This is a genomic window from uncultured Sphingomonas sp. (assembly GCF_964237335.1).
Taxonomy (GTDB): Bacteria; Pseudomonadota; Alphaproteobacteria; order Sphingomonadales; family Sphingomonadaceae; genus Sphingomonas.
Genome location: NZ_CAXSHM010000057.1, coordinates 1 through 11,528 on the forward strand (window position 1 = coordinate 1; position 11,528 = coordinate 11,528).

Here is an 11,528-nt window from a genome sequence, read left to right on the forward strand (position 1 = left end):
GTTTAGGTCCTGCCATCGCAAGATGTGGGGGTTCGAGTCCCTTCGCCCGCACCAGTCCCGCCCCGTGCGACGCGGCGGCGAGCCACCACACTTCCTTCCAGCAAGGGTCAGAGATGCAGACTGTCGAGACGTTGAACGAGGGGCTGCGGCGCGCCTATCGCCTGACCATCACCGCCCGCGACGTGGAAGGCCGCGTCGCCGCCGAGGTGAAGCGCGTCGCGCCGCAGGTGAAGATGCCCGGCTTCCGCCCCGGCAAGGTGCCCGCCAACCTGGTGCGCAAGATGCACGGCCCGGCGATGCTGCAGGAGGCGCTGAACGGCTCGATCCAGGACGGCGTCCAGTCGCTGATCGCCGAACACGGCCTGCGCCCCGCGACCCAGCCGTCGATCGAGCTGGAGGGCGACTATGCCCCCGGCCAGGACGCCGCGGTGAAGGTCGAACTGGAAGTGCTGCCCGACGTGCCCGCCCCGGCGATCGAGGGCCTGGTGCTCGAGCGGCTGACCGTGCCGGCCGAGGAGGCGACGGTGGACGAGCAGTTGCAGCGCTTCGCCGACGGGCAGAAGAGCTGGACCGACGCGGCCGAAGGCCATGCGGCGGCGATGGGCGACACGGTCGTCATGGATTTCGTCGGCAAGACCGCCGACGGCGTCGCCTTCCCGGGCGGCACCGGCGAGGATATGTCCGTCGAGCTCGGCGCGGGCCGGTTGATCCCGGGATTCGAGGATCAGGTGGTCGGCGCGACGGTCGGCGAGGAGCGGCGGATCGCGGTGACCTTCCCGGAGGATTATCAGGAGAAGTCGCTGGCCGGCAAGGACGCGACGTTCGACCTGACGATCAAGGCGGTGAAGACCGCGGGCGAGGGCGCGATCGACGACGGGCTCGCCAAGAACCTCGGCCTCGAAAGCCTGGAGCAGCTTCGTGGGCTGGTGAAGGGGCAGGTAGAGCAGGAGCTGAACGGCCTGACCCGCACCCACATGAAGCGCAAGCTGCTCGACCAGCTCGCCGAGGGCCACGACTTCCCGGTGCCGCCGTCGATGGTGGAGGCGGAGTTCGCGCAGATCTGGCAGCAGCTGGAACATGAGGCGACGCACGAGGCCGACGCCGAAAAGGCCAAGGCAGAGATGGAGGGCGACCGCGAGGATTACCGCCGCATCGCCGAGCGGCGCGTGCGGCTGGGGCTGCTGCTGTCCGAGATCGGCCAGGCGAACGGCATCGAGGTCAATCAACAAGAAATGAACCGGCTGATCGCGCAGGCGTCGCAGCAATACCGCCCCGAGGACCGGCAGAAGTTCGCGCAATATATCGGGCAGGACCCGATGGCCGCCGCCCAGCTGCGCGCGCCGCTGTACGAGGACAAGGTGGTCGACTTCCTGTTCGCCAAGGCCGAGATCACCGAGCGCGAGGTGACGCGCGCCGAGCTGGAAGCCGCGATCGAGAGCGAGGACGGCTTCGCGACCGGCACGCACATGCACGATCATGGCGACCATGCGCACGACCATGATGACCACGACGGTCACGACCATGACCACGGTGACCACGATCACACCGCCCACGATCATGCGGCCCATGACGCCGCGCCCGCCGAAGCCGAGACGGCTGCCGACGAGGCGCCCGCCGCGACCAAGCCCGTCGCGATGAGCACGGGCGCGATCGGCGCCGAAGTCGAGGCGCCGGCGAAGAAGCCGCGCGCCAAGAAGGCAGCTGCCGACGGCGACACACCCGCCGCGACGCTAACCGATGAGCCCGCCGCGACGCCGAACGACGAGCCCGCCGCCAAGAAGCCGCGCGCCCGCAAGAAGGCCGATGGCTGAGGCACGTCCGACCGCCGTCTCCCGCGAGGCGACGGCGGTTGGTGCCGACGATCGACGGGACATGACCGCGCCGACCATCGCCGTCCTGCTGCCCTGCTACAATGAGGAGGCGGCGATCGCGGCGACGGTGGCGGGTTTCCGTGCTGCGCTGCCGGGCGCGACGGTCTACGTCTACGACAACAACAGCCGGGATGGGACGCGCGCGGCGGCCGAGGCCGCGGGCGCGATCGTGCGGACCGAGCGGGTGCAGGGCAAGGGCGCGGTCGTGCGGCGGATGTTCGCCGACGTCGACGCCGACGTGTACGTGATGGCGGACGGCGACGCGACCTATGACGCCGCCTCCGCGCCCGCGATGGTCGCGCGGCTGCTGGACGAGCGGCTCGACATGGTGGTGGGCTCGCGCATCGAGACCGCGCAGGCGGCGTACCGGCGCGGGCACCGGCTGGGCAACGCGCTGCTGACGGGCATGCTGGCACGGCTGTTCGGCCGCAGCTTCACCGACATCCTGTCGGGCTATCGCGTGTTCTCGCGCCGGTTCGTCAAGAGCTATCCGGCGCTGTCGACCGGGTTCGAGATCGAGACGGACATCTCCGTCCATGCGCTCGAACTGCGGATGCCGGTGGGCGAGGTGGCGACGCCCTATTCCGAGCGGCCGGAGGGATCGGTGTCCAAGCTGTCGACCTATGCCGACGGCTGGCGGATCACGCGCACGATCCTGACATTGTACCGGATCGAGCGGCCGCTGCTGTTCTTCGGCGCGATCGGCGGTGCGCTGGCGCTGCTCGCGCTGCTGCTCGTGGCGCCGGTGCTGGTGGACTATGCGCGGACGGGGCTGGTGCCGCGGTTCCCGAGCCTGATCCTGGCGACCGGCCTGATGGTGCTGACCGCGCTGTCGTTCTTCGCCGGGCTGATCCTCGACACGGTGGTGCGCGGCCGGCGCGAGGTGCGGCGGCTGGCCTATCTGGCGCTGCCGGCGCCGGGAGTGACGAGGAGCTCCGCCACCACGCCGACCTGAGGAGCGACCTCCGCCAAACGCCGATCGGTCGTCAGCAATGTTCCACCCAGTTGTCGGCTGAGCACAAGCGCGCAGCGGTCTCCCAATGAGCTGCCGGCGAACTTCGTCGCCGGCCAGAGCAGCCCCGCATCGATCGCCAGCGACCCGGACAGCGGCAGGACGGTCAGCTTCAGCGTATCGACGCTCTCGCGGATGATGGTCGCGTCGCCTCCGCGCCGGATCATCACCGCGACGGCCTCGGACAGGTTGACGCTGCTGATAAACGACTCGTCCAGCACGGGCTCAAGCAGTTTGCCACGTTCCTCCCTGAACAGCAGCGCCAGCGCGGCGGAGGCGTCGTATACCTGCCGCACGCTCAGTCTGCGGCCTCGCCGTACTGCTCCTGCCACCGCCGTTCCTCGGCGGCGGACTCCGCCCATTTCTCTTCCAGATAGTCGTCGACGCTGAAGTTCGTGATCCCCGATCGGCGTACCAGTTCCTGCGCGCGGCGGACGCGCTCCTCAACGGGCAGCAGGTCGGACGGGATGTTTGCGAAGCGGTCCCCGGCGTCCATGGTGGGCGCGCGCGCGTAAACCGCGCCGCTGGTCAGGACCTTGCCCCCGGCGACGCGACGCTGAACCTGCGTGCGCCAGCCGCGGTCGCGCATCACGTCGCGGACGCGCCGACCGACCCACTGTCGCTCCGGGTTGGCGAGCGTCGCCTTGCCGGCGAGCTGCTCGTCCAACGCGCCCACGGCGGGACGTCCCTGGCGCGACAGCTCCTCCATGCGTGCGACCACGGCCGCATCGCCGAGCAACTCCTCCACCAGCCGACCCGATGGCGATTGCGCGAAATCCGTCATGCCCATCTTCACTCTCCATCGCCGATTATCATGTCGTGACATGCTGCGCGCATGTCAACGCATGTCCCACTCCGCCCTTGCCTTCCGAACGCGGGATGCCGATGTGAGGCTTTGCGAGGCATAAGGACCCCCCATGCACAATCCTTTCGAGACCGGCGACTTCCAGCGGCATTTCACCGATTCGCTGGTGCCGATCGTCATCGAGCAGTCGAATCGCGGCGAGCGGTCGTTCGACATCTTCTCCCGCCTGCTGCGCGAGCGGATCATCTTCGTGACCGGCGGCGTCGAGGACGGCATGGCCAGCCTCATCACCGCGCAGTTGCTCTTCCTCGAGTCCGAGAATCCGAAGAAGGACATCTTCATGTACATCAACTCGCCGGGCGGCGTCGTCACGGCGGGCATGGCGATCCACGACACGATGCAGTACATCCGCCCCCGCGTCGGCACGGTGTGCATCGGCCAGGCGGCGTCGATGGGCAGTTTCCTGCTGGCGTCGGGCGAGAAGGACATGCGCGTCGCACTCACCAACGCGCGGATCATGATCCACCAGCCGTCGGGCGGCGCGCAGGGCATGGCGTCCGATATCGAGATTCAGGCGCGCGAGATCCTGCGTATCCGGTCGCGGATGAACGAGCTGTACGCGCAATACACTGGCAAGCCGATCGAGGAGATCGAGCGGCGGATGGATCGCGACACCTTCCTGTCCGCCAGCGAAGCCAAGGACTTCGGCCTGATCGACCAGGTGTTCGACAAGCGACCCGCGCCCGTCGACGACATGGCGGCGGCCGCGTGATCCATGGCCGGCGGCTGTCCTTCTGGACGCTGCCGGTCATCCTGGCCCTGTCAGGCGGGGGCGCAGCGGCTGCGCAGACGGGCCAGGTGCCGGTCGTGCCGGTGCTCCACCGGCCCGCGACGCTCGATCAGACGCTAGCGGCCGGGCAATACGACGACATACACTCGCTAGTCCGGGCGCGTCATGCTGACGGCACGGCGACGTGGCATGACGATGTGTTCGACGGGGTCGCCTGGCTGCGTCAGGATCGCGATGCCGAGGCGGAGGCGGCGTTCCGACGTGCCGAGACGGCAGCGGACGCGCCGACCAAAGCGAGGGTCGTCTTCCTGGAGCTCTTGGCGTCGCTGACCGGCGGGGCGGGGCCGGTATCGGAACGCGTGCTGAACCACGTCATCGAGCGCCAGCCCGGCGCAATCGCCGAGCTACCCCCACGGCTTGTCGCCGCCGCGTTGGCCCCTGCGGTGAAGGAGCCCGACAAGGCCCGGCTCGACGCGATGATCGTGCCGCTCGTGCGGCTCGGCCTGGGTCGCGACGATCCACCCTCGCGCGAGGAACTGGTGATGCTCGCCGTCGACGCGCGGCTGCGTGCGGGCGCGTCGGCCGACGCGGCGGCGCTGCTCGCCGAGGTGTACGACCGCGACCGGTTGGAGGCAGTGCTGACCGACCGGCGCTTTACCGCGCTGTGGCCTGCGCTAGAACGGCGGGTCGGCCCGCACATGGACCTGACCGACACGGCGGCGATCGAGATCGCGACCCGGCGCGAGGCAGTGGCGCCGGACGACGGCCGCCTCCGGCGCGCGCTGATCCACGCCGATCGCGTCGCGGGCCGGCTGGCGGAGGGAGATCGGGCCGGAGCGGACTATGCCGTCACCGTGTCCGCGCTTGCCAGCCTGGACGAGGAGGGGAGCTGGGCGGTTGAGGAGCATGCGCTGGTGCTTGAAGCGCTCGGCCGTATCCAGGCGGCGGACGCACGGCTTGCCGGACTGGAGGTGGCGGACGTGACGACGCATCCCTGGCTGGTGGGCCAGGCGATCAACCGCGCCGATCGGCAGGTCACCCACGGGCGCTGGGACGCGGCGGAGGCGACGCTGGCCCGGACCGAGCTGGTGGCGGGAAGCTACGGCTCCCCCTATGCCGCGCAGGTCGTCCGCGAGCTGAAGCTCTGCGTCGCGCGCGGACGGAACCCGCAAGCCGACGTGTCGGTGTTGCTGGAGCCGCTGCGTGCGCACCGGGCGGACAATCCGAGCGCGCTCGCCGCTGCGCTGGTGTGCGCCGGGGACGAGGATGGCGCGGCGGCGGTGCTGATCGCGATGTTCGCCGACCCTGCGAGTCGCGCCGCCGCAATCGCGGCGGTGCAGCCGCCGTACCGGCCGACGACCGACCCGTCCGCGCTTCAGCTGCGCGCCGAGGCGCTGGCGCGCCGGCCCGACGTGCTCGCCGCGCTGGAGCCGGTGGGGCGCATCCTTCCGGCCGACCTGCGTCCCGCCGTTGGCCGCTAGCGGCTTGTTTCCCGGCACGGACCCGTCATATTGGCGGCGGTGGCCCCGTTCGCGGCCGCCGCAGGGCCGGTCCGGACCCGAAGACGAAGGTGATTGAATGCCCAAGCTAGATGGTGGCGACTCCAAGAGCACGCTGTACTGCTCGTTCTGCGGCAAGTCGCAGCACGAGGTGCGCAAGCTGATCGCGGGCCCGACCGTGTTCATCTGCGACGAATGCGTCGAGCTGTGCATGGACATCATCCGCGAGGAGCACAAGACGCACCTCGTGAAGTCGCGCGACGGCGTGCCGACGCCCAAGGAGATCAGCAAGGTCCTCGACGACTACGTGATCGGGCAGAGCCACGCGAAGAAGGTGCTCTCGGTCGCGGTGCACAACCACTACAAGCGGCTGGCGCACGGGGCCAAGAACAACGACGTCGAGATCGCGAAATCCAACATCATGCTGATCGGGCCCACGGGCACCGGCAAGACGCTGCTGGCCCAGACCCTGGCGCGCATCCTCGACGTGCCGTTCACCATGGCGGACGCCACCACGCTGACGGAGGCGGGCTACGTCGGCGAGGACGTCGAGAACATCATCCTCAAGCTGCTGCAGGCGGCGGACTACAACGTCGAGCGGGCGCAGCGCGGCATCGTCTACATCGACGAGGTCGACAAGATCAGCCGCAAGTCGGACAACCCGTCGATCACCCGCGACGTCTCCGGCGAGGGCGTGCAGCAGGCGCTGCTCAAGATCATGGAGGGCACGGTCGCCTCCGTGCCGCCGCAGGGCGGGCGCAAGCATCCGCAGCAGGAGTTCCTGCAGGTCGACACGACCAACATCCTGTTCATCTGCGGCGGCGCGTTCAGCGGTCTCGAAAAGATCATCGGCGACCGGTTGCAGGGCAAGTCGATCGGCTTCGGCGCCTATGTCGCGGCGCCGGAGGAGCGGCGCACCGGCGAGATCCTGCGCTCCGTCGAGCCCGAGGATCTGCTGAAGTTCGGGTTGATCCCCGAGTTCGTCGGCCGCCTGCCCGTCATCGCGACGCTGGAGGACCTCGACATCCCGGCGCTGGTGAAGATCCTGTCCGAGCCCAAGAACGCGCTGGTGAAGCAGTATCAGACGCTGTTCGACATCGAGGACGTGAAGCTCGGCTTCACCGACGACGCGCTGGTGACGGTCGCGCGCAAGGCGATCGACCGCAAGACGGGCGCGCGCGGGCTTCGCTCGATCCTGGAGGCGATCCTGCTCGACACGATGTTCGACCTGCCGGGGATGGACTCGGTGGACGAGGTGATGATCGACAAGGACGTGATCGAGGGCCGCAAGGAACCGATCCGCGTCTATGCCAAGAAGGAAAAGAGCGCCTGACGGAGCAGCAACCGTAACTCTTCATCCTCCCCCGCCAGGGGGAGGTGGCCGGCGTAGCCGGACGGAGGGGGAGGAACGGCGAACGTGTGAGGTGCCTCCCCCTCCACCAGCTTCGCTGGTCCCAGTGTCGGGTCGATCGTGCCCCCAGCACGATCTTGAACGCACTGGGTGCGTTCAACCCGGCACTCCCTGGCGGGGGAGGATAGTATTACTGCGTCGCGCAGCATCTTGTATCAATCGAAACGGGCGTCGGGCGACCGGCGCCCTTTTGTTTGGCGTCCATCGCCGATCCGGATCGTTGACGCTTAGGATCATCGAAGGACGACGGACATGGACGACCAGCGCATCTGGGCCTTCGAGGAGAGCCTCTGGACGGGCGATGCGGATCATTATCGCACGCTGATCGACGACCAGTGCCTGATGGTGCTGCCGGTCGAGCCGCACGTGTTCACCGGCGGCCAGGCGATCGAGGCGGTCGCGTCGACGCCGCGGTGGAAGACGGTCGAGCTGTCGGACCGGCAGGTGATGCGGCCGGAGGAAGGGCTGATCGTCATCGCCTATCATGCGCGCGCCAGTGACGCTGAGGGCGGCGGCGACGCGGGCTACGAGGCCGATTGCACGACCACCATCCGCCGCCGCGCACACGAGGACTGGCTGGTGGTGCAGCACAGCCAGTTGCCGCCGGTGAAGGCTGCCGGCTGACCTCCTTCTAATCCTCCCCCAGCAAGCTGGGGGAGGATAATCAGGTCACTTCTTCGGCCGCAGGCTCGCTGCCAGCACCAGGCCTGCCGTCAGCTGCGCCAGGCCGTACCACCGCCGCCGCCCCGGCTTGCCGCCGAACGGCTTCACCAGCGCATCCACCGCGCCGACGTTCGAGCGCCACAGGTCGACATGCCGTGCCGCCTGGAGCAGCCCCAGCGCGCCGTCGCCGATCATGAACACCGCCGCCATCTCCGCCGATCGCTTGAGCGCGACCGACAGGTTGGTCTCGCCCGCGTTCGCTCCCGCCGTGGGATCTGCCGTGGGATCGGGTGCGATCACTTCGCCGCCGCCCGTTTCTTCGCCTGTTCCGCCTGCCATGCCTGATACTCCTCGACCGCCACAGACCGCTTCAACACGCGAGCGGCCGGATCGATCACGACATGCGCGCCATCGGGCGCGGCGAGGAAGCCCGCGCCCCCGGTCATCGCCAGCCGAACGATCCGCCCGTCGACGCTCGCCTCGATCGGCATCGGGAAGGCCCCGCCGCCCGGCACCTGCCACCGCAGCGCGAGGCCGCCGGGCGCGGGCGCCTGCGTCAATTCCGGCAGCGCCGCCTGGCGCAGGTACACGTCGAAGAACCAGCCATAGTCCTTGCCGGTCACGCGGGCCACGAACCCCTCGAACTCCTTCGTCGAGCCGTAGCGGGTCGTGAAGTTGCCGGGCTTGGGGTCCTCGCGCCCGTACACCTCCAGCCGCGTCACACGCCCCCACGCGTCGTCTCCGATCAGCCAGCGCAGGGTGTGGAGCATCCACGCACCCTTGTAGTAGATGTCCTGCGACGGCCCGCCGCGCGCTTCCTCGTACACCTCCTCCTCGGTCAGCATGCGGCCGCTGACGATCGGGTTCCGGTTCACGATGCGGTTGCGCTGATCGTCCATCATCGTCGCGTAGCGCGCCTCGCCCTCGCGCCAGCGGCCGTAGAGCGGCTGCATATATTCCTCGTAACCCTCGTGAAGCCAGTAATCGTCCCAGTTCGCGGCGGTCATCTGGTTGCCGAACCATTCGTGGCCGAACTCGTGCTGGAACAGCCAGTCGAACCCCTCCGGCTTCTTGGCATAGCCGTTGCCATAGCCGTTGATCGTCTGATGCTCCATGCCGAGGTACGGCGTCTCGACCACGCCGACCTTCTCGTCGCCGAACGGATAGGGGCCGACGACGGACTCGTAGAAGTCGAGCGTCGGCGCGAACTCGGCGAACAGCTTTTCCGCCTTCGCGCGCTCGCCGGGCAGGTACCAGTAGGCCATCGGGATCGTGTTGCCGAACCGCGAACGATAGGCGCCTTCGATCACCTCGTACGGGCCGACGTTGAGCGCGATGCCATAGGTGTTGGGGTGCTTGACCCGCCAGTTCCACGTCGTCCGCCCGTCGGGCAGCGTGTCGACGCCGGTGAGGACGCCGTTGGACGGCGCCTTCAGTCCGGCGGGTACGGTGATGTGGAGCGTGACGACGCCCGGCTCGCCCGTCGGGAAGTCGAGGCAGGGCCAGAACAGGTCGCAGCCATAGCTTTCTGCGGTGGTCGCGAACCAGGGGCGGCCGTCGGGCGTGTGCGACCAGACCATGCCGGCGTCCCACGGCGCCTTCACCGCGACGTGCGGCTGGCCGCCATAGCCGATCCGCGCCGTGACGCGTGCGCCGGCGGCGAGCGGATGGGGCAGGGTGATCGCGAGCCGCCCGTCGGGATCGCTCCACGCCGCGGGCGCGAGCGGCTCGCCGTCGACGCTGATCGCGGTGACGGGCAGGTTGCGATCGAGGTCCACCAGCAGCCGCGACAAGGGCGCGCGCAGGCGGAAGGTGAGGGTGGCGACGCCGTTCAGCGTCTCCGTATCGGGCAGCACCTCGAACCGCAGGTCCGCCGCCTCGAACACCAGCGCCGCCTCCTCGGGCGCCACCGGCCCGCCCGAGCGCATCGTCTGCGGCGTGATGGGCGGCTCGCCGCGCGCGGGGAGGGTCTGCGTGGCGGCGGCGAGGGCGAGGAGGAGGGGGAGGAGGGTCATCGACGTCCTTGATCCTCCCCGAGCTTGTCTCGGGGAGGGGGACCGCTCGCTGAAGGCGAGTGGTGGAGGGGCAGGCGTGCCGCGGCGGCGTGCAGAATGCCAGCGACAACATCGTCCAGGCTTCGCAGAACGTCCACCGCCGGGATGTGAAGTGTCGCGATGCCTACGCCAGCGAGGAAGGCATCCCGCGCCCCGTCACGGTCCGGCCGATCGCCGCGATTGTGGCCCTCGCCATCCACTTCGATCGCGAGCCGCGCGTCGTTGCAGAAGAAGTCGAGCGCCAGATGGTCGCCGACCGGATGCTGGCGGCGGAACTTCAGGCCATCGGGTCGCGTGCGCAGGACCGACCACAAGGCGAGTTCCGGTGGCGACATCGCCCGGCGCTGTTGCCGTGCGCGGCGGACGGCGTCGGCCCTGCCTTTCGGTGTCGCTGCCTTTCGCATGTGGCCTAGCCCCTCCACCATGCTTCGCATGGTCCCCCTCCCCGAGACAAGCTCGGGGAGGATCATAGAGAGCGTCCTTCACCCCGCCCTTGCCCGCCTGCCCCTCCACCATCCGGCTGCGCCGGATGGTCCCCCTCCCCGAGACAAGCTCGGGGAGGATGAAGACCTGGAGGATTGAGACAGGCGAAAGCTACTCCCATATATCATTCAACACGGCGCTCACCCGGGCGCCGCCTGGAGCTTCCATGACCAGCTACCCCGTTCTGCCGCTGCGTGACATCGTCGTATTTCCCCACATGATCGTTCCGCTGTTCGTCGGCCGCGACAAGTCGGTCGCGGCGCTGGAGGCGGCGATGGCGGCGGACAAGGAGATCTTCCTCGTCGCGCAGCTCGACCCGGGCGAGGACGATCCCGCGCGCGACGACCTCTACACGATGGGCGTCACCGCCACCGTGCTCCAGTTGCTGAAACTGCCCGACGGCACCGTCCGCGTGCTCGTCGAGGGCAAGGCGCGCGCGACGATGGAGTCGTTGAGCGAAGCCGACGGGTTCCTGACCGCCGAGGTCGAGCCGGTCGCCGACGCGGAGGTCGAGGGCGCCGAGGTCGAGGCGCTGATGCGCACCGTCGTCACCCAGTTCGAGAGCTATGCCAAGCTCCACCGCAAGCTGCCGTCCGAGGCGGCGACGCAGATGAAGGAGATCGTGGAGGCGGCCAAGCTGTCCGACGCGGTGATGGCGAACGTGCAGGTGAAGGTCGCCGAGAAGCAGGCGCTGCTGATGGAGGCCAACCCGCTCAAGCGGCTGGAGATGGCGTTCGCGCTGATGGAGGGCGAGCTCGGCGTCCTGCAGGTCGAGAAGAAGATCAAGAGCCGCGTCAAGCGCCAGATGGAGAAGACGCAGCGCGAGTACTACCTCAACGAGCAGATGAAGGCGATCCAGAAGGAACTCGGCGACGAGGACGGCAAGGACGATCTGTCAGAGCCCGAGCAGCGGATCAAAGACACCAAGCTTTCCAAAGAA

Annotated in this window: 12 protein-coding genes; 7 read left to right on the plus strand and 5 right to left on the minus strand. The window is 68.8% G+C overall.

The annotated features are described in order from the left end of the window. Positions 1–113: 113 nt before the first annotated feature. Positions 114–1,811: a trigger factor gene (gene tig / locus ACFE65_RS16495; protein WP_375383454.1), complete on the plus strand. Its 1,698-nt coding sequence runs from the start codon at positions 114–116 to the stop codon at positions 1,809–1,811. Between the two features lie 61 nt (positions 1,812–1,872). Then, entirely contained in the window at positions 1,873–2,826 is a 954-nt protein-coding gene (locus ACFE65_RS16500; RefSeq protein WP_375383465.1) for a glycosyltransferase family 2 protein, read from the plus strand. On the opposite strand, the gene ACFE65_RS16505 is transcribed toward ACFE65_RS16500, so the two are convergent. Together ACFE65_RS16505 and ACFE65_RS16510 are read right to left on the minus strand one after the other, a co-directional pair. Further along, complete coding sequence (locus ACFE65_RS16505; RefSeq protein WP_375383455.1) at positions 2,769–3,179, minus strand: PIN domain-containing protein; 411 nt, start codon at positions 3,177–3,179, stop codon at positions 2,769–2,771. The two genes, ACFE65_RS16500 and ACFE65_RS16505, sit on opposite strands and share 58 nt — an antisense overlap. 2 nt (positions 3,180–3,181) lie before the next feature. Then, positions 3,182–3,673, minus strand: coding sequence for a hypothetical protein (locus tag ACFE65_RS16510; protein ID WP_375383456.1), 492 nt, complete (start codon positions 3,671–3,673; stop codon positions 3,182–3,184). 127 nt (positions 3,674–3,800) lie between these two features. Between ACFE65_RS16510 and ACFE65_RS16515 the strand changes: the two genes are divergently transcribed. From ACFE65_RS16515 to ACFE65_RS16530, 4 genes are all read left to right on the plus strand, one after another. Continuing rightward, positions 3,801–4,460, plus strand: a complete 660-nt coding sequence (locus ACFE65_RS16515) for an ATP-dependent Clp protease proteolytic subunit (RefSeq protein WP_375383457.1) — start codon at positions 3,801–3,803, stop codon at positions 4,458–4,460. Next, entirely contained in the window at positions 4,457–5,959 is a 1,503-nt protein-coding gene (locus tag ACFE65_RS16520) for a hypothetical protein (protein ID WP_375383458.1), read from the plus strand. Before ACFE65_RS16515 ends, ACFE65_RS16520 begins: the two co-directional genes overlap by 4 nt. A gap of 97 nt (positions 5,960–6,056) precedes the next feature. Further along, a complete protein-coding gene (clpX, locus tag ACFE65_RS16525) occupies positions 6,057–7,310 on the plus strand; it encodes an ATP-dependent Clp protease ATP-binding subunit ClpX (protein WP_375383459.1) in 1,254 nt (417 codons plus the stop codon). 330 nt (positions 7,311–7,640) lie between these two features. Then, on the plus strand, positions 7,641–8,012 hold the full coding sequence (locus tag ACFE65_RS16530; RefSeq protein ID WP_375383460.1) for a DUF4440 domain-containing protein: 372 nt from the start codon (positions 7,641–7,643) through the stop codon (positions 8,010–8,012). Between the two features lie 45 nt (positions 8,013–8,057). On the opposite strand, the gene ACFE65_RS16535 is transcribed toward ACFE65_RS16530, so the two are convergent. Genes ACFE65_RS16535 through ACFE65_RS16545 form a run of 3 tightly spaced genes read right to left on the minus strand, consistent with a single transcriptional unit; the run spans position 8,058 to position 10,575 of the window. Then, a complete protein-coding gene (locus ACFE65_RS16535) occupies positions 8,058–8,390 on the minus strand; it encodes a hypothetical protein (RefSeq protein ID WP_375383461.1) in 333 nt (110 codons plus the stop codon). Further along, complete coding sequence (locus ACFE65_RS16540; protein WP_375383462.1) at positions 8,348–10,066, minus strand: M1 family metallopeptidase; 1,719 nt, start codon at positions 10,064–10,066, stop codon at positions 8,348–8,350. The genes ACFE65_RS16535 and ACFE65_RS16540 overlap by 43 nt, the downstream gene beginning before the upstream one ends. Beyond that, positions 10,063–10,575 carry an endonuclease domain-containing protein gene (locus ACFE65_RS16545; RefSeq protein WP_375383463.1) on the minus strand — a complete coding sequence of 171 codons (513 nt, stop codon included), beginning with the start codon at positions 10,573–10,575 and terminating at the stop codon, positions 10,063–10,065. The genes ACFE65_RS16540 and ACFE65_RS16545 overlap by 4 nt, the downstream gene beginning before the upstream one ends. Before the next feature lie 179 nt (positions 10,576–10,754). Here ACFE65_RS16545 and ACFE65_RS16550 point away from each other — a divergent pair. Beyond that, positions 10,755–11,528 (plus strand): LON peptidase substrate-binding domain-containing protein (locus tag ACFE65_RS16550; RefSeq protein ID WP_375383464.1); only part of this gene is annotated, 774 nt, incomplete at its 3' end.

Bases quoted from the DNA above. Each gene is read 5' to 3' on its own strand.
- ACFE65_RS16510 (WP_375383456.1), bottom strand. From the start codon at position 3,673: ATGGGCATGACGGATTTCGCGCAATCGCCATCGGGTCGGCTGGTGGAG.
- tig (WP_375383454.1), top strand. From the start codon at position 114: ATGCAGACTGTCGAGACGTTGAACGAGGGGCTGCGGCGCGCCTATCGC.
- ACFE65_RS16540 (WP_375383462.1), bottom strand. From the start codon at position 10,066: ATGACCCTCCTCCCCCTCCTCCTCGCCCTCGCCGCCGCCACGCAGACC.
- clpX (WP_375383459.1), top strand. From the start codon at position 6,057: ATGCCCAAGCTAGATGGTGGCGACTCCAAGAGCACGCTGTACTGCTCG.
- ACFE65_RS16535 (WP_375383461.1), bottom strand. From the start codon at position 8,390: ATGGCAGGCGGAACAGGCGAAGAAACGGGCGGCGGCGAAGTGATCGCA.
- ACFE65_RS16515 (WP_375383457.1), top strand. From the start codon at position 3,801: ATGCACAATCCTTTCGAGACCGGCGACTTCCAGCGGCATTTCACCGAT.
- ACFE65_RS16545 (WP_375383463.1), bottom strand. From the start codon at position 10,575: ATGATCCTCCCCGAGCTTGTCTCGGGGAGGGGGACCATGCGAAGCATG.
- ACFE65_RS16500 (WP_375383465.1), top strand. From the start codon at position 1,873: ATGACCGCGCCGACCATCGCCGTCCTGCTGCCCTGCTACAATGAGGAG.
- ACFE65_RS16530 (WP_375383460.1), top strand. From the start codon at position 7,641: ATGGACGACCAGCGCATCTGGGCCTTCGAGGAGAGCCTCTGGACGGGC.